The sequence below is a fragment of the Vibrio sp. S17_S38 genome (assembly GCF_014694375.1).
Taxonomy (GTDB): Bacteria; Pseudomonadota; Gammaproteobacteria; order Enterobacterales; family Vibrionaceae; genus Vibrio.
In genome coordinates this window covers 55,537-78,838 of sequence record NZ_JAAUWW010000016.1, presented here as the reverse complement: position 1 = coordinate 78,838, position 23,302 = coordinate 55,537, and the positions used below count along the sequence as shown (strand labels likewise).

Genomic DNA, 23,302 nt, shown 5'->3' with positions numbered 1-23,302 from the left:
ATACTGCCCTTAAAATCACAAAAAGCTTACCGAATGAGAGTTCAGTAAGCTTTTTTCCGTTTCATGCGGACTATTTAATCTGAATTCTGGATAATTTAGATTACTGCTTATCTACTTTGACAAAAATAACAGTCAAGATAAACGATAAAACAAATACGCCTATAACCCCTAATATTGCTTGAATAAAGTTCTGTGTGCCGCCCGCTAAATAAGCCGGCAAACTAAACACTGATGAAAGAATATAGCTGGTTAAGTGAGTATCCATCGTGACGGATATCGCTCCAAAAATCCCCGTAGCTAAACTTGCGGTGAACAGTGCTTTAGTGTACTTAGTCAAAACACCAAACAAAGCAGGTTCTGTGATGCCTAAAATGGCAGTAACACCTGAACCAATGGTAACGGACGATTGCTCTTTTGACATGCTCTTACGCTGCTTATACCAAAGGGCGAACGTTGCACCAGCAATACTCATGTTTCCTAAGCACATGATTGGCATTAATAAATCTTTACCGTAAAGGGCAAAGTTGTTCAAACTAATTGGCGTCATACTGTGGTGAATACCAAACACGATGGTAATAGGTCGAGTTAAACCAAAAATGAAACCCGTTAATGTTGGAGAGAATTCTAAAAGCGAGCTTACGATCCAACCTGCCCCATTGCTCAACCACATTCCCGCCGGAGCGACAAACGACAGCACAAGAGTAGCAGTAACAGAGAATGCCAATAATGGCGTAATAACTGGCTTAGCTGAAGATGGAACCAGTTTATCTACCATTGGGGTTATTTTTGATAATACCCATACGGCTAAAATCGCAGGAACAATTGCGCCACCATAATTTAGTAACTCAATAGGAACAACGCCAAAAACACTCAACTCAGCCGTACTACCTAGATCTTTAAGCTGCGCAGCCCTTTCCAATAACTTAGGTGCTAGCATTGCCGAAGCAACCGCTAGAGCTATATATTCATTAACTTTAAAAATCTTTGCTGCGGAGAAAGAAACCAACATTGGTAAAAAGAAGAATACCGCAACAGAAATCGATCTAAAGAAAAATACCGTATCCGATGATTCAGAAATAACGTCAGTTGCAATCAGGCCTGACAACAAGCCCATCAGCATACCAGCACCCGCAATAGCAGGAACGACAGGGCCAAAAATGCCAGCCACAATACGCATGGCATTTTGGAACAGTTTTCCGTTATCCTTATCGGTAACACTCTCATCGGTAGCCGAACGGATCCCTGCTAATTCGTTGTACCATGCCTCTACTTCAACACCGATAACGACTTGAATTTGTCCTTGAGCAAGCACGACGCCTTTCACGCCGTTGATGCTTTCTAATGCTGCTTTATCGACAAGAGATTCATCCACCAACTTAAATCGTAAACGCGTCATGCAATGAGTAATGCTAATAATATTTTCATTACCACCCAATGCATTTACTAAACTTTCTAAATGCTGGCTAAGACTATTTTTTTTAAGAGAAGCAGTATCATTGATACTCATCTTTTTTTCTGTCAATTCCATCATATCGTCCGTGTTTTTTATTATTTATGCCGCTCATCTTATCGAGCAATAATATAAATCCAATAGACAAAATAGTGATAGACATCACGCAAAGCATCTAAAAATATTAATTTTCAACTCATTTCATCAATTGGTCTGTTTTTATCGCGTAAATGAAACAACTAACGAACCAATTAAATATTGATAAAATTTACCTCTTGAAATCTCTATTTTTTCACGGTTATATAGAAAAAAATCAGCAAGACAAGAGATGATATCCAGTGAATAAGAACCCTATCTCCAATGTAATATGTATTATTACCAAACCTGACCGTCATAATCTTATTACCGTTATTATTGAGACGGCTCAAGGTGTTACTGGTTATGGTTGTGCGACTTTTCAGCAACGACCTTTAGCGGTTAAAACCGTGGTGGATGAGTATCTCAAACCACTATTAATAGGCAAAGACGCGAACAATATCGAAGATCTTTGGAAGATGATGATGGTGAATGCTTATTGGCGCAATGGACCGGTTCTTAATAATGCTATATCTGGTGTTGATATGGCACTATGGGATATAAAAGCCAAATTAGCCAACATGCCTTTACATCAATTATTTGGCGGAAAATCAAGAGATGCCATTGCTGTATATACTCATGCTGCCAGTGACACATTAGAAGGATTATTTGAACAAGTAGATAAATATTTAGGTCAAGGCTATAAACATATTCGATGCCAACTTGGATTTTATGGTGGTGTGCCAGAAAATATTCATACCGCAGAAAACCCAACCGAAGGTTCTTATTATGATCAAGACCAATATATTGAAAATACTGTTGAGATGTTTAAACAACTCAGAGAGAAATATAAAAATAAATTCCACATTCTGCATGATGTGCATGAACGTTTGTTTCCAAACCAAGCAATACAATTTGCAAAAGCAGTAGAACCCTATTCACCTTATTTTATCGAAGATATCCTTCCACCAAATCAAACCGAATGGCTTGATAACATCCGAAATCAATCATCGGTTTCATTAGCTTTGGGCGAGTTATTTAACAACCCCGAAGAGTGGAAATCGATGATCTTAAATCGCCGAGTCGATTTTATTCGCTGTCATGTTTCTCAGATTGGTGGCATTACACCAGCATTGAAATTAGCTCACTTATGTGAAAATTTCGGCATCCGATTGGCTTGGCATTGCCCACCGGATATGACTCCTATTGGGGCTGCAGTTAATACTCACCTAAATGTGCATTTACATAATGCCGCGATTCAAGAGCACGTTGCTTACAATGCTAATACTAAACGAGTATTCCCAAATTCAGCCGAACCTAGAAATGGTTATCTGTATGCATCCGAATTAAGTGGTATTGGTGTTGAAATCGATCCTATTGCTGCCGAGGAGTTTCCTGTGATGTATCGTCCTCATGAATGGACGCAAAGTCGTCTTCCTGATGGTAGTATCCACACACCATAACAAATAAAATAACGGCAGCCATTAGCTGCCGTTATCATTTCTATACTGCAAGCTCTCATTATTGAATTTAGTGTAATAAGTACATTGATAGTTAATGTCAATAATATCACTCACAACGAAGACCTCTCCCGATTTTAAAAAACCTCTATTGGTAATATTCATCGCCGAAGTGGACTTTTTACAGCTTAATAAAAGTGCATCATCATGATTTAAATTAACAGCTTTATAGGAAGTAATATAGCTATCAATTTCCAACCCCAATGATAGTACATGTTTTTGTAAAGAACTTTCGATAATATCATCAGACATTTTAGGGAATATATAAACAGGTAATTTGGCTTCTTCTATTTGAATTATTTTGTCATGAACTAGTCTCAATCGTTTAACATTCCAAATATAATCATCGCTTTTAATTGAAAAAACTTGCATCTCATGAGCTGTAGGTAAACGCTTATTTAGTTGTATTTTTTTATACGAAATCTCACCAAATTTATTCTCTGTAATAGAATTATAAATTAAAGGCGTTCCCATAATAGAAGTATTAACAAAATAACCAGAACCGACTTTAGATTTAATCATTCCAATCGCTTCAAGTTTTGACAGTGCTTTCCTAACCGAGAAACGCGAGAGCTCATATTTTTCGGCTAATTCTCTTTCCGAGGGCAACTTAAAATCAATAATATTTTGAAAAATTTTGCTCACGATATCTTGCACAAGTGCTTCATGTTTTTTCATAGCAAACTTAACGATTAGAAATGATTCGATGCCACTAGATTACATTATCCACCATACATAATCACCCTATCTTGTCATTACACACGACGCCCTAATGAGATTTAAAAGCCTCTAAAAATCATACACAACTTTGCTGGAATAAAGGTAATGCTTCCGATGGTTTTCATCGCTCCAATGCCAGCACTGAAGATGGTGTCATAATTGAAATTCCTCATTATCACGGCCTAACTGAAAATCACCATTAAACGCCTCTGGATTCTGCATAGCCCAGCATTCCAATTCATGGCTAATATGAATCAAACGGGTAGTTTTAGGCTGAATAGCGGCAACAATATCGAGCACATCATTAAAATTATTATGGTTTCTCTTGGCTAAGTTGTACTCAGGAGAATAGTTGCAATCCACCAGCAAAATATCGATTGGATGCTGGATTAACCACTCTTTAGTTTCCAGTGGTAATCCAATGGTGTCGGTTAAATATGCCAAACGTTTGGTTATCTGTTTGATGGGATTATCACTCTGGTTTTTAACGCTGAAACAATATCCGAAACAGATTTTAGAATGTTGCATCGACAATGGCGTGATCTCAATGTTTTGCCATTCAAACGACTGGAATGCAGTTAATGGCAGCTGAAAATCCAATAAGCCAGAGTGTTTGAATAGATCATCACAACCTTGCTCATCTGGTGGGCCACAAACCGCGATTTTATCTCCCACTCCCCAACGTAAATCAAACAAACCATGTACATGATCCATGTGATAATGGGTCAATAAAATTCGGTCGATCGTGCCACTAGGAAAGCGTTGTAATAAATCATCACAATTAGCATCCAGCAACAATTGTTTGCCATTACCTTCAATCACAGCAGAAGTTTTTTGACGGCGGTATTGTGGCTGTTTCGCCGCCCTTTTGCACGCCATACAACCGCAACCATAAACAGGCGACATCCCGGTATTACCCGTGCCTAATAAGGTGAGTTTCATGATTGATCCTCTATCTATTTCAATAATAAAACTCGTTCTAAGTGAGTTTTATAATAATCATTAAAAGGCAATATAGTATCGGATAAATCGCCGCTGTTATTTAGCATGATCGCCCCTTCTATATTTTGTTGTTTTAATTTTTCAGCGCGGATCAATCGCAATTCAATATCTTCATGGCTCTCTCTACCTCTAGCCGCTAAACGCTGTTTCAAAATATCAGTGGCAACCTCAATCACCACTGGGATCAAAGCATCACCATAACGATCCCGTGCTTGCTCTAAATAAGCACGCGAACCATTCACCATCACATCCACGCCTTTGGCTAGCCACGCATCCACCTCACAACCGATACCATAACAATGGCCATTAGCTTGCCAATCTAGAGCGAAAAAATGCTTATTCTGCCGTTGTTCAAACTCTTGCGCCGATAACGCAATGTGATTCTCGCTGCCCGCACTCGCATCTCGAGTAATGTAGCGATGGGCAATCACTATATGTTGTGACCATTGTTCGCGGATCAAGCTCATCACGCTGTCTTTACCTGAACCTGAAGGCCCAATCACATAAAATAGTCGCGCTGAATGAACAGACAAGATCGGTTGGCTATTCATTAAAAAACCTTTTTCCCTTCACGCCATACGCTATCAATATAAGCCTGACCATGCTGATAATGAGTTAATAATAAATCTGCACGTTTGCCTTCTTCGATCACGCCACGATCATGCAATTGCAACGATTGAGCAGGATTAAAGGTGGCAAGTTTCACCGCATCGGCAAGGGTCAACTTATTTCGTGGATCGTGTGCCAGAGTAAAAATGGCATCCAATAAGCTGACCGGATAATAATCAGAAGACAAAATGTCCAAAGCCCCAGTAGTTGCCAATTCATGAGCCGCAATATTGCCCGAATGCGAGCCACCACGAATCACGTTGGGCGCCCCCATTAAAACGTGTAAACCTAAATCTCGTGAGGCTTTTGCCGCTTCCATGGTGGTTGGGAATTCGGCGATCACCATACCCAGATCTTTCGATTCTTCAGCATGGGCTTGCGTTGCATCATCATGGCTTGCCATTGGAATATTACGAGAGCGACATTGACCACAAATTTCTTCACGATTAGGCGCTGACCAACGCTCAGAATACTCACGCTGTTGCGCTTCAAATTCCGCCATTTGAGCATCGTTATAACCATATTTACCTTGATAATAGGTTCGATACTTTTCTATGTTTACAAATTGGCGCTGCCCAGGAGCGTGATCCATTAGCGAAACAAGCTGAACTCCCGGAGTATTAATATAACGCTCGAAAATCCCTACCGTGGTGTTATGTGGCACTTCACAACGCAGATGCAAACGGTGATCAACTCGATTGGTGCCATTCTTTTGGCTTTGCACCACGGTATCAATTTGGCTATCTAAAATCTCATGACGCAGTTTACCTCGATGATCTCCCAAAGAAAGTGCATTTAAAACCGTAGTGATCCCTGCACCAATCAGCTGAGTATCATGGGCTTTCATTGCCGATAATGGTGGCCAATCGACTTTGGGCCTTGGCGCAAAATACTTCTCAAGATTATCAGTATGCAGCTCAATTAAACCTGGCATCAAGAAACCATCATTACCATCAATCGCTTGTGGCAACTGACTTAAGGTATTCGACATACTACGAATTTCACCATCAATAACCTCGACCGAACCTTTCACCACTTCATTTGGCAATACTAAATTAACGTTGGTAATAATCATGTTAGTTTTTCCTTAAGCAGAAGCAGTAATGTCGTCGGTTATTGGGGTACTGTCCGAGTCTGAATTGACTTGAGCGCTCATGTGATACAAACGATCGGCGACTTGGGTACGGTGAATTTCATCATGGAAAATCCCCACAATAGCAGCGCCTCGTTGCTTGGCTTCTTGAATTAACTCCACCACCACCGCGCTATTTTTGGCATCCAGTGACGCGGTCGGTTCGTCTAATAATAGAATGGGATAATCCCAAATAAAGCCACGCGCAATATTGACTCTCTGCTGTTCGCCACCAGAGAAGGTTGCTGGTGCTAAATGCCACAAATGCTCACCTACATTCAAACGGCTCAATAAAGTTTTGGCTTTTTGCTCGGCTTGTTGACGATCGCCGCCCATCTCAATCATCGGCTGCATCACCACTTCTAATGCACTGATGCGAGGGATCACCCTTAAGAACTGGCTCACCCATCCAATCGTATGACGGCGAATGTTTAAAATCGATCGTGGCGTTGCTTGAACCATATCAACCCATTGATCTTGATGCTTTACTTCAATCGAACCACTGTCGACCAAATAATTGGCATATAACGCGCGCAGTAAGGTCGACTTTCCCGATCCGGAATGTCCATGTAACACTACACATTCACCTTGATGAACCTCTAAGTTGGCATGGCTCAACACTGGCAATTGAATACCACTTTGATTATGTAAAACGAAGGTTTTGCTCACACCTCGCACTTTTAGCATTAGCTTATGTAACGAATTTGGTTGCTGATTATTCATCATGATTTATCCTTGTAAAACCGAAGAAACAAGCAGTTGAGTATAAGGATGCTGCGGATCGTCTAGCACTTGGTCGGTTAAACCACTTTCCACCACTTTGCTTTGCTTCATCACCATCAATCGGTGGGCTAATAAACGTGCCACGGCTAAATCGTGCGTCACAATGACGACTGCGAGATCCAATTCATTCACTAAACGGCGCAATAAATCGAGCAACTTAGCTTGTACCGACACATCCAATCCGCCAGTCGGTTCATCCATGAAAATCAACTTTGGGTGCGTCACCAAATTACGAGCAATTTGTAGCCTTTGTTGCATGCCGCCAGAAAACGTTGTTGGCATGCCATCAATACGATCCGCTGGAATTTCGACATCTTGCAGCCATTGCAATGCTTTATTTCGAATCTCACCATAATGACGCTCACCGACTGCCATTAAACGCTCGCCAATATTGCCACCAGCCGATACTCGCGCGCGCAAGCCATCCATTGGGTGCTGATGCACCACGCCCCACTCGGTACGCAATAAATGACGACGCTGACTCTCTGCCATCTCGTACAAACTTTCTAGCTGCGTTATGCTGTTTTGATTTGCCTCATCACTGCCGGTTTGCAGATACAACACTTCACCGTTATCGGGCTTTAAACGCCCTGAGATCGATTGCAGTAAGGTGCTTTTTCCAGAACCAGACTCGCCGACAATACCCAAGACTTCGCCCGGATATAGCTCAAAAGACACATCACTAAAACCTTTACCCAGAGCATAAAGCTTGCTCAAGTTCTGGACTTTCAATAACGCTTGCTCCACCCCAGATTGAGTGTTTTGTATTGAACTTAACATTGGGTGTTCTCCCCATTTTGGCGGCAATAATCAGTATCAGAACATACAAAAGTACTGCCACCTTGATCATCGATAATAATTTCATCTAAGAAGGTATCAGTCGCGCCACAAATGCTGCACGGTTCATCCCACTTCTGGATCTCAAAAGGATGATCGTCAAAGTCGAGACTCTTCACTTTGGTAAAAGGCGGAATGGCGTAAATACGTTTTTCTCGCCCTGCGCCAAACAGTTGCAACGCAGGCATGTTGTCCATTTTTGGGTTATCAAACTTAGGGATCGGTGACGGATCCATAATGTAGCGGTCATTGACTTTGACTGGGTAGGCATACGCGGTAGCAATATGCCCAAAGCGCGCAATGTCTTCGTACAGTTTTACTTGCATCACACCATATTCTTGCAGTGCATGCATTTTGCGCGTCTCCGTTTCTCTTGGCTCAATAAAGCGTAAAGGCTCGGGAATTGGCACTTGATAGACCAAAATCTGCCCGGCTTGCATTGGCGTTTCAGGAATGCGGTGACGAGTCTGAATAATACTAGCCTCCGCAGTTTTTTCAGTGGTGTTGGCATCGGCAATATTTTCAAAGAATGAGCGAATCGAGACTGCGTTGGTAGTGTCATCTGCGCCTTGGTCGATCACTTTTAACGTGTCACTTCGACCAATAATGGTGGCGGTGATCTGTACTCCTCCCGTTCCCCAACCATAAGGCATCGGCATTTCACGCCCTGCAAATGGCACTTGATAACCGGGGATAGCCACCGCTTTTAATAATGCACGACGGATCATTCGTTTGGTTTGCTCATCGAGATAACCGTAGTTGTAGCCAGAGTCGTTTATTCCGGCACTCTTTCTATCGACTTCATAGATAACTGATTCATTTGAAGCCAGTCCGTTTACATCTGATACTTTTAAAACAGATGCATTAGCGGTTACTTGATTAGTCATTTGCGCAGCCTCCATGTTGCTCTTCTCTCGCATCATGCTCTTTGTGCATTTCTCGTAATAACGCTAATTCAGATTGGAAATCAACGTAATGCGGCAGTTTCAAATGCGAAACAAAACCAGAGGCTTCCACGTTATCGGCATGAGCTAATACAAACTCTTCATCTTGCGCTGGGCCATCGACCGCTTCGCCATATTCAGGTGCTTGCAAAGCTCGATCCATTAATGCTACTGACATCGCTTTGCGTTCCGTAAAACCAAAGGTCAACCCATAACCACGGGTCAGTTTGGCTTTGTCGCTTTTCGAGCCCACAAAACCATTAATCATTTGGCATTCGGTCAGTTCAATATCGCCTATCTCAATGCTAAAACCCAATTCTTCAGGACAAATAGAAAGCGTCACTTCACCACTGCGAATTTCGCCAGCAAACGGATGATTGCGACCATAACCACGCTGGGTGGAATAACTCAAAGACAACAGAAATCCTTCATCGCCACGCACGAGATTTTGCAAGCGCGCAGAACGATCACTTGGGTAATTCACAGGCTGCATAGTGATGTCTTCTGGCGCTTGTTGGTTATCGGCTTCCCTCACCATCAAGTCTAAGTTTTCTAGCATCGATAGCACTTGTGGACTCACCGTGCTTTCTTCTTGTTCACTCTGTTCAATATCCGAATCGGTGACTTTTAATTGCTGAACAGATTGAGAACTTTCTCCCTCCGCCATTAAAGTAAAATCCAATAAACGATGAGTATAATCATAAGTTGGGCCGAGAATTTGCCCTCCTGGTACATCTTTATAAGCGGCAGAAATACGACGCTCAATTCGCATCTCGGTAGTATCGGCTGGCTCACAAATCAAAAACCGAGATAATGTGGTGCGATAAGCGCGCAATAAGAAAATCGCCTCCACCAAATCCCCCGCCGCTTGTTTAATCGCAAGGGCGGCGAGATCTTTATCGTAAATACCGCCTTCATTGATCACGCGATCCACTGATCCGGATAACTGTTCACGAATTTGCGCTACTGATAACTCTGCGAATGCGGTATCACCACGACGCTTTTGTGCTTGCAATTGATGGGCAGCTTTAATCGCTTTTTCGCCCCCTTTCACCGCTACATACATGAGAAAATCTCCACTTTTGTTGAACGCGGTAATGCCACCACTTTCGAACCACACACCAAGATAAAATCTAGTCCCAATGGAAAGCGGCTATTTTTTCGATGAGATAGCATCGCTTGCAGTGATTGTGATGAATTCGACTCAATCGATATAAGAGATTCACCTTCAATCCCCGAGCCAGATAAGCGTAAAGTCATGCAAGGTGAAGATGATTGACTGGATAACTGATGATTAGTTGCTTGATCCGACAGCCCTGAAACTTCGACAATGACAGTCGTACTACGATCGGGATACTCTTCATTGCCCACATAGAACTGCGCTTTAGCCCAATCAAATTCAGCCATATCTTTTAAGCCAATTAAGGCAAAACTGGCTTTCTTCTGAGGATCCCCTTGCTGAGATATCAATAATTCAGCGCCTAGATGAAAACTGAGATTGGCCTTCGCTACCTCATCATGTTCAAACTGCGTCGACAGCCATACCGGCGTACTGCTATCCGCTAAGGCGAGTAATATTTGAGTCGATGCGTCCATCATGTCACCGAAACCTTGTACTAAATTAAGATCTACAAAGGTTCCGGGTTGTGACATTGCGGTCAGTAATTGTCTAAAACAGTATTGGCTGTCGTGTATCGTATCGCCAAATCCAGCGTGTATTGCGCTCATGTGGCCTCCTGAATAATCCGTAAATGAGGAAAATGTGTGATTAAAATAAACACTATTCGTTAATCGTCGCCACGTACCAAAGTAAAGAAATCCACTTTACTGCTCGCCACTTGTTGTTGACGTTGCTGATGCTTTTGATCGCGAAGCGTTTGCAGCGGCTCAATAAGACTCAGCATTAATTCGTGTTGGTAGGTTTGCGATTGCATCAAAGCATCAATCACCGCCGCCAACTCCGCATGGGCTTTGTTTCGACCCGATAAGTAGCTGTAACCTAGATCCCCATTCGCTAACTTCACCACGCAACGCGTTACCGTAATATCGCCCACATTGAAACGATTTCCCGTTCCTCCCATTCGAGCCTGAACTTGAGCCAACCCGATTTCTGGTGCACGGATTAGCTGGTAATCAGGCGTAAAAGATTGAGCTTGCCAAAGATCCGATAATCGTTCGAAGTCCGTGGTCGCGAGTACCGACATCCAATATTGGCGCAACGTTTTGGTTTTATTGTTTAATTCATGAGTATTCATTTAGTGATCCACAACCAGTTCCATCAGATCAGAACGAGTACTGGAGCTGGAATATTCCGCTACCGTTTCCGTTCCACTGATCACATTGAGAGTTTTTACCGTGAGTAACGGCAATGAAGGGGTAATTTGCAATAAGCGGCATGTTGAATTATTTGGGGAGTGTGCGCCGATTCGAGTGTTACTGCGTGTTAAGGTCACTCCTAAATGATCACGTAAAAATTGATGCAATGATCCCGATTTAAAGTTCTGTAGCACTGGCCACCAATTAAGATTGGCAAAGTACTGTTCAATGACCGCAATCGGACAGCCATCAACTTTACGTAGAGTACGAATATGAATAATGCGACTATCCAGATCCACATTAAGCTGCTTGGCTAAATCGAAATTAGCATGAATCAAGTGCGACTCTAATACTTCACTGCGAGGATGCGAGCCTTGCTCTAACAAGTTACTGGTAAACGCAGCTTGCGCATGCAGCGGATAAGCCAAAGGTTGTGATAACACCATGCAACCTTTCCCTTGTTGTCGATGAACCTTACCCACCACTACCAATTCATCTACCGCACGACGAATAGTATGACGGTTCACAGCAAAGCGTTCCGCCAGCATTTTCTCCGATGGCAGATAATCGCCACCTAAGTATTCGGTGGTAATTTCTTGTTCTAACGTATGGGCGATCTCTAAATATACCGACATAGCATTCCTGCTCCCTAATCACTCATCTAGACAAACCAAGAAATTCACTCCTTAGCTTGTAACTAGAGCCCATATTGATGGTGAAATGTGACAGTTACATGGCTGTTTTATGTCGTAAAAGTGTAGAGAAACAACTTGTTGTCAGGTTAACCAATTGATTTTATTTGTCTATATGGTAGGAAATGGTCTTTGTAGTTAACTTGTCTAGACCTGTTTTTCATAGAAGATTCATGGAGTGTGTTTACAAGAGAAGATGGTGATAAGTGATAATTTAAGTTTCAATAGACAGCGAGAGATCCTGAACTACGTTCGTACCTCACTATTCAGGATGACGATTATTTCCTTTGAAAGTGTCGACCTGACCTTATTTAGGAGGGAACAAATGTCTCAAAAAAAAGCCAGCACCTTTTCGATTACTGGCTTAACAAGAATCGTCAACATATTTTAGGGCGAGGCAATACATTAAACGCCGAGCTTAAGCCCTACAATCCATTGTAATACTGCTGATTAGTCGACTCAGGCACCATGTCAAATAACGCCTTACTTGCTTGAGCTTCACCGCTTAATACCGCTTCAAATTGCTTAATCAATTCAACCTTTTCTGGCATTTGTTTACCACCAGCACCGATTTCGGTTAAATCAATCATAAAGCCATCAAACAAGTCGCTTAAGTCATCAATAATATCGGTATTCAAGAATTGGTCTTGGTTGTAGATACTCGGGTAACCACCCTTTTGCTTATCGATAGAAAACGACACACCTTTCAGGTTTTTAATGCTCGTTTTCTTATCACACGACAGCATACAGCCATTATCTATGCGAGGTTTTTCACAGCCAACACTTTGTTGGAAGAAACACTGACGGCTCGCCATCAACAAAATTGGGTGATAGATGCTGTACATCATTTTGAAGTTCTTTGGTCTAGCAATCTGTTTGATTTGCTGCTTGCTTATCTCGTTAGAAATAAACGCGCCGCTACAGTTAAAGTTTTGTTGCAGAGACTGCAGAACATAAGAGTTGGTGGTATTAAGCATTGGGCCAGCAATCCACTTAATACCCAACTGTTCAGCATGATAAGCAATACCAGTGTTATTGGTAACGATCCATTCAGGCTTGACTTGTTGCAAGATATTCAACGCGACATCAAAATCTTTACCAATTAATACCGGCGGGAACCACGGAATTAAACGCGGATTCTCTTGGAAGAATGTTACGAATTTTGTGCAACCACGTTTGTAGGCGTCCGGTAGTTTAAAGTAAACATCCGCATCAGTGAGATCCACAAGCAATGCATCAGCTTCATCACAAATCAGGATTGAAAGCTCTGGCTTTTCACCTTCAGTCTTGGCGTGTCGCTCCAGCTTCGGTAATGTCACTTCAGCAATGGCCTCAATACCATCATTTAAATACGCCAGTAATTCATTTTTTAATGTGGTGATTTCACGATAAGGGATGCTCAAACCATCAAGGACTTGCTCGGTATCAAACTCGACCAATTCATAGTTAGCATTATTGATATTTTTAAAGCGTTTTTCGATCGCCTCTTTATCAACGCTTAACTTCTCGCTCACCGACATTAAACTGCTTGATGTAAATACAGCGGTTTTAGGTAAAATGGCATCATCATTAACCGAATTGCTATTTTCATGCGTGGTAACAGTTAACAATAATGGCTTACCTTGCTCACTGGCAAAATGTAATTTGAGCTTTATTTTTTCAATACTTAAATGGGCGATTTTTTCATCGACAGAAGCATTAATTTGCTGTTTATCTGAATGCAATTGTTGGGTGGCATCAAAGATCTGTACTACTGAAATAGTTTCGCCGTGGTCAGCTTTCAACTTATCGACAATGTGATTTTTAGAATTATCACGTGGGTTATCAATAAACATCGATTGATTTAAATCGCCACGCAAAAAGGCATTGGTGAAATCACGATTGAAGACTTTGTACAGACGTTCGCCATCTTGAGTCAATTCACCCGTTTCCACATAACCGTCAATTTGTTTACGGAAGCTATCAATCACCGTGTGAACATAATTAGCGCCTTTAATACGCCCTTCGACTTTAAACGAATATACACCCGCATCGATCAAGGCCGGTAAATCAAAAAAGGCCGAATTATCTTTAATATTAAGAGGGAAGTTATGGCCCGATTCTGTAGTTTCATATTCTTCACGACATGCTTGACTGCAACGACCACGGTTGCCTGAATTGCCAGCAGTAGCAGATGTTGAATAACATAAGCCTGAGAACGCCACACACAATGAACCATGCACAAACACCTCGAGCAACGTATCATGCTCGTGGGCAACGGCTGCCATTGCTGTAATTTCACGCAAGTTCATCTCACGCGATAAATTCACACGACTTGCGCCAAGTTTTTTCAGGAATGGGATTTGCCCTGAATTATGAGTGGTTAACTGAGTCGATGCATGAATATCCAACGTTGGGAAATATTCACGTAATACGTACAATAAGCCAATATCTTGTACAATCACGCCATCAAGAGTGGTGTTAACTAAACGGTTAAGCAGCTTCACCACCGTTTTAAACTCTTGCTCTAAAATAACAACGTTAAGCGTTAAGAATATTTGGCAATCGTATTGATGAGCAAGTCTGATGGCACCAACCAATTGATCGAATGAAATATTAGAAGCACGGTTACGAGCATTAAAAGTATCTAGGCCACAGTAAACGGCATCCGCACCAGCAATAATGGCGGCTTTGATGGCGTCAATATCGCCACCGGGGGCTAATAATTCAATCTTTTGGTTCATCACAAGAGTCTCGGTTAACATTTAAAGGCGGCATGATACCTGTATATGTTGCAGATGAGTATCATTGAGGTAAATTAATCCATTTCAGAGTACATTTAAGCTTTCATTTAAGCGTAGAGGAAAAAGAAAATTCATGCATGAAAATAATCCGTTGCCCATCCTCTATTCATTGAGAAATTGCCCGTTTGCCATGCGCGCCAGAATGGCAATTTATCAATCTCAACTGCCAGTGTTACTACGCGATATTGTCTTACGCGATAAACCAGCTGAAATGCTAGTCGCTTCGCCTAAAGGCACAGTACCGGTATTAGTAACAAGTAATGGAGAGGTAATTGAAGAAAGTCTTGAGGTGATGTTATGGGCGTTAAGTGAAAGTGATCCAGACGGCTTATTATTAGCCAGTGCTCCCGAAATGCTCGTCAGCATGTTGGCATTAATTCATCAATTTGATAGTGAATTCAAACCTTGCCTTGAGGCTTATCGAGCCGCTAAGCGTTACCACGAACCCAACCTTGTAGAATGTCGCCAAGCTTGTGAGGGCTATATTTCTGAATTAGAAAACCGTTTAACTCAACATTCCTTTTTAATGGCCGCTCAAGAAAGCCTTGCCGACTTGGCATTACTTCCTTTTATTCGCCAGTTTGCCAGGGTAGAAAGGCAATGGTATTTACAATCTCCCTACCCGAAGTTGAGACACTGGCTAGATCGTTATTTACAAAGCAGAATGTTCAGTAAGGTAATGACAAAGCATGAACTATGGCTGGTCAATCGTAGTGATGTGCTGATGGAATCAAAAACGAGTTAAGTTTGAGAGAGGAACATTCTTCTCTCAAACTCTGTTGTTTACCCTTTTTTTCTTTCAAATAAAGGCACGTCTTCGCCAATAATATATTTTTGTCTCAATTTGGCTGAGATCATATCCATTACCATGACAATCACGACAAGGTTTAATGTAATGAAAGTCACCACATCCCAATTCCATAAGCGCATGTTCTCGGCATAAACCAATCCAATGCCACCTGCGCCCACAAAACCAAGCACCGCCGCAGAACGAGTATTAGATTCTATTTGATATAGAGTTAGTGCTAGGAAAGTTGGAAATGACTGAGTAAAGATGCCAAAGCGATGCTTCTGTAAGCTGCTTGCACCTAAGGCTGATAAGCCTCTCGAAGGTTTTTTATCCGCAGCTTCATGACCTTCTGCATACAAACGTCCAAGTAATCCTAAGTCTTGGATGAAAATAGCCATGATACCCGCCAATGGTCCCATCCCAATCGCACGGACGAAAATCATTCCCCAAATCGCCATATCAATGCCACGTAGTACATCAAAGAGTTTACGCACCGCAAAAGCAACAATAGAAAATGGCCCCGTCATAATGTTGCGAGAAGCAAAGAAAGACAAAGGAAGCGCCACTAATGAAGCGGTAATGGTGCCGCCAAATACAATCGCTAATGTAATCAAAATTTGACTGTAGTAATAACTAAATGGCCAATTTGATACATCTTTCCAAATAAACATATTAGAAAAATAGCGTAACAATTGCTGACTACCACTAATGAACACTTGCTGATTTACACCATATTGATGAAAAAAGAATACATAGAATAAAACGATCGCTACGCCTATCTTCACCAATTTAAATAAATAACTTTTTTGTTGAGCAAAAATCTCATGATATTCATTTCGCAATGTATTGAGATCATTATCTGTCACTGTGTTAGTTAATATCATTAGACTTGCCCTACTACTTTTTTACGTAAATAACCAGATAACGAATCCAAAATAGCTACCACGATTATAATCAACAATAACGTCATGCTTACTTGATCATAGCGGTCAAGTTTAATGTTAGTCATGAGTTCTTGCCCGATACCACCGGCACCAACTAGGCCCAAGATAGTCGAAGAGCGGAAATTCACTTCCAATCTCAAAAAACTGTACGATATAAAAATAGGTTTCACTTGAGGCCAAATACCAAAGCGGACATTTTCCCAACGGTTGCCACCACAAGCGCGTAAGCCTCTGACTGATTCCATCGACGTGGTTTCTATCGACTCATAGAATAACTTGGTTAAGCTACCAACAGTGTGCAGCGCCAATGCGATGAATCCAGGCAAAGCCCCTACTCCATAGGCCATCACAAACATAACTGCCCACGCCAACTCTGGCATTGTGCGTAAGAATGCAACAAAAGAACGAACAATCCAGCGCAGACCTGCTGGCGCGTAAGTATTATTGGCAGCAAAAAATGCGAGAAAACTAGCAATAATTGCCGATAACACCGTAGCGGCCATTGCTACACAAAACGTTTCCCACAAAAGTGGTAATTGAATGGGTAATCGATAACCCCAATAGATGAATGAACCAGGAATCGCATGCCCTTGAGCGTCACGTCCGTCAAATAATACATCCCATTTTAATACCGGAATGGTTTCCGTTAAGTAATCAAAAAAATGAGGTGCACTGGTAATAATTTTCGTCAGACTAAATTCAGCAAAATAACCAGAAGTAAAATACAACACCATCAGTAAGCCAGACCACATCAACGCATCACGCTTTTGCTTGGATCTTACTTGATGATAATAATGTTCAAATTGATTATCCAAAATTATCTATCCGATTTTATTTAGTTCGTAATAAAATAAATCAGCCACTTATATTTGTATTTTGAAGTCCAAATAATAAGTGGCTAAATAATGTTTAATTAACGTGTTGTTTTCTGTTGAGACTTAACTAAATCAATCACAGTTTGGTATTCACTCACAGATGTATCCGTTAAATGTAGCTTGCCACCTGCTGCTTGTATGAAACAACTATGGTCTTCTTTATCCAGCTTTTTCACCGCCATCACTAATTTTTCTTTCAGTTCTGGATCCATATTGCCACGTACAATCGTTGGGCCATTTGGAATAAGCGGTGATTCCCAAATAATACGAAGATTAGACATTAGGTCATCAAAACCATTCTCTTTCACCTTACGTAATGCGCCAGCTGAATAACCATCTTCACGCTTGCCCACCATTGATGTCCACGTAACTGCGCCATCAAATTGACCGTTCAATACACCTAAAATATCTTGTTCATGACCGCCAGAAAAACCAACTTTACTAAAAAAGCCATTGAACTGATTATCCATATTCCCACCCAACTTCTGCTCGAACTGATTATTTGGGATCAAGAAGCCAGACGTTGAATCAGGATCGGCGAACGAGAATACTTTCCCTCTTAGGTCTTCTAATTTCTTATATGGGCTATCTGCTTTCACTAGAATAACCGAGTGATAACCTTTTGAATTATCGGTATCGTCTGTTGTGATCCCAACAAGCTCAACTTTACTCTTATCTTTTAAGTAAACCGATGCATAAGATTTAGGTGACATATTCAACACTAAGTCCACTTGGTCGCCCAATAAACCTTGGATCACCGCGCTATAATCAGAGGCATTACGAATATTAACTGTGGCACCTGTTTGTTCTTCAAGAAATGATTTTACACATTGATTATTACCAATTTGTGCCGTTGAATTTTCACCACCAAGGACACCAAGATTGATCTCTGGTGCCGCTTGTGCTGCCGCAGTAAAGAGTCCAGCAGTGATCGCGACAAGGCTTAGTACTTTTTTCATCATCGGTTCCTTTCCAATTAAATATATACGTTGTTATTTATGTAAATAAGCGGCTGAATCAGCTTAATTGATCAACTTCATCGCCATAAAGGGTATGTAAAATGTCATCAGTTAAACCGTCTGGCGCTCCGTCATACACAACTTTTCCTTTTTCAAGTCCAATTACACGGGTGCAATATTGTTTTACTAATTCGATAGAGTGAAGATTGACCATGACTGCAATACCGTCATTACTCACCTTTTGTAAGGCTTCCATAATACGAGTGGTATTTTTAGGATCGAGTGAGGCTACAGGTTCATCTGCAAGTAAAATTTTTGGCTCTTGCATCAAGGCTCGACATATCGCAACACGTTGCTGTTGGCCGCCAGATAAGTTTTCAGCACGCTGTAGTGCATGAGGAAGTATTTTTAACCACTTCAATAATTCAATCGCTTTAGCACGATCTTTATCATCAAAGATTTTCAGAAGAGATTTCCAGGTTGGGGTATAACTCAATCGACCAAGCAGAACGTTGGTCATCACATCTAAACGAGGTACTAAACAGAAATTTTGAAATATCATACTGCATTGACTACGCCAAAAGCGCAGTTGCTTACGTGGCATCGTCACTACGTTATCGCCATTTCCGCTGACATCCAAAATATCACCAGAGCTCGCATCAATAGTTCCATTTAACGTGTGTAACATGGTCGATTTACCGGCACCAGAACGACCAATCACAGCAACAAATTCGCCTTCGTATAAATCAAAACTGATGTTATCAAGTACGTTTTTGCCACCTTTGTAGGCTTTAGTTAACTGTTTAACTTGCAACACCTGCGTTTTCTGATCAACGTTTGACAACTTTCTATCTGTCAAATCTTGCTCAAAGAAATGCTCAGGAGCAAAATAATTTACAGCAGTATTGTCATTTGATAGATACATAATTTAATTCTTCTTCATGCTAAATCGAATAATCAGAAACCTCACAATGTTATTTTATTTTTACCGCAAACATCATTTTGAAGTGACTTAGTTAGTAAGCATTAAGACGAATAAGTGTGACAATTTGAATACAAAAAAATGAACACATTGAAATAATTGAAGTGAAAGAAGTAGATGAAATACAGACAAGTGGGTGGAAAAGGATGAATTTAAACATCAAAATAGATAGACGTATTATTTATACTGTCTATGAAAATAATCGAATAAATTGATAATAATTAAACAAAAAAAGCCTAATGATCCATTGAGAAAGGATGTCATTAGGCTTTGTTCATATTCACTGTAATGGCTTACTGGTATTTATCACACCTTGGGAAATAAGCCTTCAAATAAAATTATTTAGATGCTCGGCGAGCAGTGACAGCATCAGACAGCTGACGTAAAACTTTTTCGGTATCATCCCAACCAATACAGGCATCGGTAATACTTTGACCGTAATTTTCGACTTTACCATCGACTAAGTCTTGACGACCTTCGTTGATATGGCTTTCGATCATTACGCCAAAAATAGCGTCTTCACCCGATTTTAATTGCGCACAGACATCATCAGCTACCACCATTTGGCGTTGGAACTGCTTGGAGCTATTTGCATGGCTAAAATCGATCATCACTTTCTGACGCAAACCTTGTCCTGCTAATTCAGCTTTAACCGCTGCCACATGTTCTGCGCTGTAGTTAGGCTCTTTGCCACCACGTAAAATAATGTGACAATCAGGGTTACCTGCAGTTTCAATAATGGCTGAATGACCGTATTTAGTCACCGATAAGAAATGGTGAGAAGCACCCGCAGAGCTGCAAGCATCAGTCGCGATTTTAATATTGCCGTCAGTACCATTTTTGAACCCTACTGGGCAAGAAAGGCCTGAGGCTAATTCACGGTGAACTTGGGATTCAGTAGTACGCGCACCAATCGCGCCCCAGCTGATCAAATCCCCCATGTACTGTGGCGTGATCATATCTAAAAATTCACTTGCGGTTGGCATGCCTGCATCAGTTAAATCCAACAACAATTTACGTCCAATGCGTACGCCATCGTTTAATTGGTATGTATCATCAAGATATGGGTCATTGATCAACCCTTTCCAACCAACTGTTGTACGCGGTTTTTCAAAGTAAACACGCATGACCACTTCAAGGTTGCCTTTCAGCTCTTCACGTAATACAGCAAGGCGTTTACCATATTCTAATGCTGCTTCAGTATCATGAATAGAACAAGGACCGATCACGACTAATAAACGGTCATCTTTATCTTCAAGGATATTATGAATAGCGCTACGTGATTCAAATGTCGTTGTACTCGCGGTTTCCGTCGCTGGAAACTTTTCAAGCACAGCAACAGGTGGTAATAATTCTTTTACATTTTTAATTCTTACATCATCAATTTGGTACATAACTACTTCATCCTGTGCATATTATTTCGCAACCAACTGTTTATAATGGTAAAAATAAAATTACAACTAAAACGTTAATCGCTATTTTTATCATTCTTGACTTAACTTATCCTTACAAAATGAGAACTTCAATCATTAATTACGGAAATCTATGAATTAAATGTGATCTGTTGCACGTAGGCGATCGATCCGAAGTAAAAAATAGCGCTAAATATTTACAAATATGCTTATTAAAAAACAAAAAAGCACACCATAAAAATGATGTGCTCTATTTTCTTCAAAAGAAGAGTGTACCTATAATCGGTACTGTTTAATCCAAGTGTAGGTTATTTACTTACTTGAGATTGATCGCGTTTGTGTTGGAACCAAAAACGCTTTCTGCCGCTTGAACGAGACATAATTTATCCTTTTTATTTTAATTATAATGGTCTGATCCAATCGGTGTTTTGATGATGTGCATACACAATCACCCACCAAATATGGAGACCCTATGATTAAGCCGGGATAAGCAGAATTTATCTTTTTGAGCTGAGGTCGAGGAACACTTATGTGGGTTTGTCGAGGAAAGCTTAGTGAACCGAATACAACATGAGACATTTACGATAAAGCAGATGCTTGAGATGTTTTAATTTTTCACATTCTCTTCAAATTATTTATTGAAGATTATAAATTGATTATCTTGGCTTATTCTTATTACTTTTTATTTCAAACCACTACTATTGGTAAGAAAATTTACTAGTCTTCAAATGAAACAAACGCTGACCGAGGTCAGCGCTTATATATCTTTCAGCTTTGGATTAAACCAATAGCTAAAAAATCAATTATTAAGCAGGAACTACGTTCGCAGCTTGAAGACCTTTTTGGCCTTGCTCTACTTCAAAAGACACTTTTTGGCCTTCAGCAAGAGTTTTGAAACCCTCAGAAGCGATTGCACGGAAATGTACGAATACATCAGCACCACCGTTGTCTTGAGTAATGAAGCCGAAACCTTTTTCTTCGTTAAACCATTTAACGATACCAGTTGTTTTAGACATATTATGTCCCTTATATTTTTATATGCATTACATGCAATTTATGAAAATACCGTAACATTACGGTGCACTTTAAAGCATGTTATTAATTTTGAAGCTAAGGGAAATACAGAGGACAAAAACAGTTACGAAATTTATCTAAGGATTCTACTTTTACTTTGTTGCAATTAATAACTCTTTAGAGCGAGGTAGATAATACCCGATTTAATTCAGATGTACACCCCTTTCGTTAAAAAATTAAAAATAATTCACATTAATTCATTAACAGATTGAAAAACAAACAATTTAAAACTGCATAACCTGTTTATATCTAGTCTATCTACTTACAGATTGTTCTAAAAGAAACGATGTCATTGAAATTGAACTGAAAAATACAATCAACAAAAATTTCACTTAAGTACATGCGTAGGAGAAATCCGTATTCACCATACTACGCTAACTGGATCAACAACCAGTTTTTAACCTGATCCATTTCTTTAACACTTTGGGGATACAAATTTATTACTGAATAAATAGCATCATTGATCCCTTCTTGGTTATACATTTGCCCCTTCATCGCTAACTGTAACGCTTCTAAAGGTGCAGGATCTAAGCTATCAGTAAATATTTGCACATCATCTATATAAGCTTTTTTGATATTGAAGTGCACTTCTACTCCACCCCAAGTAAATCGCTCATCAATACGATGACTAAATTCTGGCGTATTACCAAAATTCCAATGCCAATCTTTCTGCTTGCTATACGTCGCCTCAAAATTAGGTAAATCAGGCATTACATCTGGTGAAATAAATTCAGGTTCGACGGTTTCACCATAATAATCAAAGAAAGCCTGTGATATAGCATCACATAATTTATCATGCGTTAAGGATTCATCTAACTGCTGTAAATTGATCACCCGCGAGCGAACTGAAGTAATCCCTTTGGCTTGCAGTTTTTTAAGATCAGGGTTGAGGTAATTAGCTAAGCGACTCATATCCGCATTCAATAAAATGGTACCGTGATGAAAACCACGATCTAATGTTTCTCGATAAGCAGAGCCAGAAAACTTACGTTCTCCTTCTGGAGTATCTACAACAAGGTCATTACGTCCCGTTGCCTTACCAGCTATTCCTAACTTAGTTAGTGCGTCTAATACGATTTGAGTTGAAGTGGTTTTATCGTAACCAGGCTTACCTGCCATAAAGGTAAAATTACTATTGCCTAAATCATGAAATACCGCACCACCCCCACTCTGACGCCTAGCTAAAGTCACACCATCTTGCTCCATCCGCTGAGTGTTGCATTCTTTCCAAGGATTTTGCGCCCGACCAATCACCACCGTATTATCGTTTTGCCATAAAAATAGAACTTTCTGCGTCGATGACATTGAACGAAAAATAGTATCTTCTACTGCTAGATTAAATAGTGGGTCAGTGGACGTTGAAAATAGTAATCGTATTGATGACATGCAAGCCTACTTAATGG

At 40.6% G+C, this 23,302-nt stretch carries 22 protein-coding genes; 2 read left to right on the top strand and 20 right to left on the bottom strand.

Going from position 1 to position 23,302, the window contains the following annotated elements; genetic code table 11:
* Nucleotides 1-100: 100 nt before the first annotated feature.
* Nucleotides 101-1,507, bottom strand: coding sequence for a PTS transporter subunit EIIC (locus tag HC725_RS12875; RefSeq protein ID WP_446751369.1), 1,407 nt, complete (start codon nt 1,505-1,507; stop codon nt 101-103).
* Nucleotides 1,508-1,788: 281 nt separating this feature from the next.
* Here HC725_RS12875 and HC725_RS12870 point away from each other — a divergent pair, with 281 nt between their 5' ends.
* A complete protein-coding gene (locus HC725_RS12870; protein ID WP_190332223.1) occupies nt 1,789-2,988 on the top strand; it encodes an enolase C-terminal domain-like protein in 1,200 nt (399 codons plus the stop codon).
* A gap of 21 nt (nt 2,989-3,009) precedes the next feature.
* On the opposite strand, the gene HC725_RS12865 is transcribed toward HC725_RS12870, so the two are convergent.
* The 12 genes from HC725_RS12865 to HC725_RS12810 all read right to left on the bottom strand — a co-directional run bounded on the left by HC725_RS12865 (nt 3,010) and on the right by HC725_RS12810 (nt 14,803).
* A complete protein-coding gene (locus HC725_RS12865) occupies nt 3,010-3,723 on the bottom strand; it encodes a GntR family transcriptional regulator (protein ID WP_190332222.1) in 714 nt (237 codons plus the stop codon).
* A gap of 195 nt (nt 3,724-3,918) precedes the next feature.
* A complete protein-coding gene (gene phnP, locus HC725_RS12860) occupies nt 3,919-4,707 on the bottom strand; it encodes a phosphonate metabolism protein PhnP (protein ID WP_190332221.1) in 789 nt (262 codons plus the stop codon).
* Between the two features lie 14 nt (nt 4,708-4,721).
* Nucleotides 4,722-5,318 carry a ribose 1,5-bisphosphokinase gene (phnN, locus tag HC725_RS12855; RefSeq protein ID WP_190332220.1) on the bottom strand — a complete coding sequence of 199 codons (597 nt, stop codon included), beginning with the start codon at nt 5,316-5,318 and terminating at the stop codon, nt 4,722-4,724.
* Entirely contained in the window at nt 5,318-6,451 is a 1,134-nt protein-coding gene (gene phnM / locus HC725_RS12850; RefSeq protein ID WP_190332219.1) for an alpha-D-ribose 1-methylphosphonate 5-triphosphate diphosphatase, read from the bottom strand. The genes phnN and phnM overlap by 1 nt, the downstream gene beginning before the upstream one ends.
* A gap of 12 nt (nt 6,452-6,463) precedes the next feature.
* Nucleotides 6,464-7,234 (bottom strand): phosphonate C-P lyase system protein PhnL, encoded by a 771-nt coding sequence (gene phnL, locus HC725_RS12845; protein WP_238928499.1) that lies wholly within the window; start codon nt 7,232-7,234, stop codon nt 6,464-6,466.
* A gap of 3 nt (nt 7,235-7,237) precedes the next feature.
* Nucleotides 7,238-8,071 carry a phosphonate C-P lyase system protein PhnK gene (gene phnK / locus HC725_RS12840; protein WP_190332218.1) on the bottom strand — a complete coding sequence of 278 codons (834 nt, stop codon included), beginning with the start codon at nt 8,069-8,071 and terminating at the stop codon, nt 7,238-7,240.
* A complete protein-coding gene (locus tag HC725_RS12835; protein WP_274601405.1) occupies nt 8,065-9,015 on the bottom strand; it encodes an alpha-D-ribose 1-methylphosphonate 5-phosphate C-P-lyase PhnJ in 951 nt (316 codons plus the stop codon). Before HC725_RS12835 ends, phnK begins: the two co-directional genes overlap by 7 nt.
* The gene (locus HC725_RS12830) at nt 9,008-10,138 is read right to left on the bottom strand and encodes a carbon-phosphorus lyase complex subunit PhnI (RefSeq protein WP_190332217.1); all 1,131 of its coding nucleotides are present in this window, start codon (nt 10,136-10,138) and stop codon (nt 9,008-9,010) included. Before HC725_RS12830 ends, HC725_RS12835 begins: the two co-directional genes overlap by 8 nt.
* Nucleotides 10,129-10,800 (bottom strand): phosphonate C-P lyase system protein PhnH, encoded by a 672-nt coding sequence (phnH, locus tag HC725_RS12825; protein ID WP_190332216.1) that lies wholly within the window; start codon nt 10,798-10,800, stop codon nt 10,129-10,131. Before phnH ends, HC725_RS12830 begins: the two co-directional genes overlap by 10 nt.
* A gap of 59 nt (nt 10,801-10,859) precedes the next feature.
* Nucleotides 10,860-11,327, bottom strand: a complete 468-nt coding sequence (gene phnG / locus HC725_RS12820) for a phosphonate C-P lyase system protein PhnG (protein ID WP_190332215.1) — start codon at nt 11,325-11,327, stop codon at nt 10,860-10,862.
* On the bottom strand, nt 11,328-12,023 hold the full coding sequence (gene phnF / locus HC725_RS12815) for a phosphonate metabolism transcriptional regulator PhnF (protein ID WP_190332214.1): 696 nt from the start codon (nt 12,021-12,023) through the stop codon (nt 11,328-11,330). It lies immediately after the preceding gene.
* A 482-nt stretch (nt 12,024-12,505) separates the two neighbouring features.
* Nucleotides 12,506-14,803 (bottom strand): peptidase U32 family protein, encoded by a 2,298-nt coding sequence (locus HC725_RS12810; RefSeq protein ID WP_190332241.1) that lies wholly within the window; start codon nt 14,801-14,803, stop codon nt 12,506-12,508.
* A 133-nt stretch (nt 14,804-14,936) separates the two neighbouring features.
* On the opposite strand from HC725_RS12810, the gene HC725_RS12805 reads away from it, so the two are divergent.
* A complete protein-coding gene (locus HC725_RS12805; protein WP_190332213.1) occupies nt 14,937-15,608 on the top strand; it encodes a glutathione S-transferase in 672 nt (223 codons plus the stop codon).
* A 38-nt stretch (nt 15,609-15,646) separates the two neighbouring features.
* On the opposite strand, the gene phnE (HC725_RS12800) is transcribed toward HC725_RS12805, so the two are convergent.
* From phnE (HC725_RS12800) to HC725_RS12770, 7 genes are all read right to left on the bottom strand, one after another.
* Nucleotides 15,647-16,537 carry a phosphonate ABC transporter, permease protein PhnE gene (gene phnE, locus HC725_RS12800; RefSeq protein WP_194687954.1) on the bottom strand — a complete coding sequence of 297 codons (891 nt, stop codon included), beginning with the start codon at nt 16,535-16,537 and terminating at the stop codon, nt 15,647-15,649.
* The gene (gene phnE, locus HC725_RS12795; protein WP_190332212.1) at nt 16,537-17,412 is read right to left on the bottom strand and encodes a phosphonate ABC transporter, permease protein PhnE; all 876 of its coding nucleotides are present in this window, start codon (nt 17,410-17,412) and stop codon (nt 16,537-16,539) included. Before phnE (HC725_RS12795) ends, phnE (HC725_RS12800) begins: the two co-directional genes overlap by 1 nt.
* 98 nt (nt 17,413-17,510) lie before the next feature.
* Nucleotides 17,511-18,431, bottom strand: a complete 921-nt coding sequence (phnD, locus tag HC725_RS12790) for a phosphonate ABC transporter substrate-binding protein (protein ID WP_190332211.1) — start codon at nt 18,429-18,431, stop codon at nt 17,511-17,513.
* 58 nt (nt 18,432-18,489) lie between these two features.
* A complete protein-coding gene (phnC, locus tag HC725_RS12785; protein WP_190332210.1) occupies nt 18,490-19,356 on the bottom strand; it encodes a phosphonate ABC transporter ATP-binding protein in 867 nt (288 codons plus the stop codon).
* A 395-nt stretch (nt 19,357-19,751) separates the two neighbouring features.
* The gene (gene aroG, locus HC725_RS12780) at nt 19,752-20,807 is read right to left on the bottom strand and encodes a 3-deoxy-7-phosphoheptulonate synthase AroG (RefSeq protein ID WP_190332209.1); all 1,056 of its coding nucleotides are present in this window, start codon (nt 20,805-20,807) and stop codon (nt 19,752-19,754) included.
* An 824-nt stretch (nt 20,808-21,631) separates the two neighbouring features.
* Nucleotides 21,632-21,841, bottom strand: coding sequence for a transcription antiterminator/RNA stability regulator CspE (gene cspE / locus HC725_RS12775; RefSeq protein ID WP_017025742.1), 210 nt, complete (start codon nt 21,839-21,841; stop codon nt 21,632-21,634).
* A gap of 427 nt (nt 21,842-22,268) precedes the next feature.
* A complete protein-coding gene (locus HC725_RS12770) occupies nt 22,269-23,285 on the bottom strand; it encodes a lipoate--protein ligase (protein WP_190332208.1) in 1,017 nt (338 codons plus the stop codon).
* Nucleotides 23,286-23,302 lie beyond the last annotated feature (17 nt).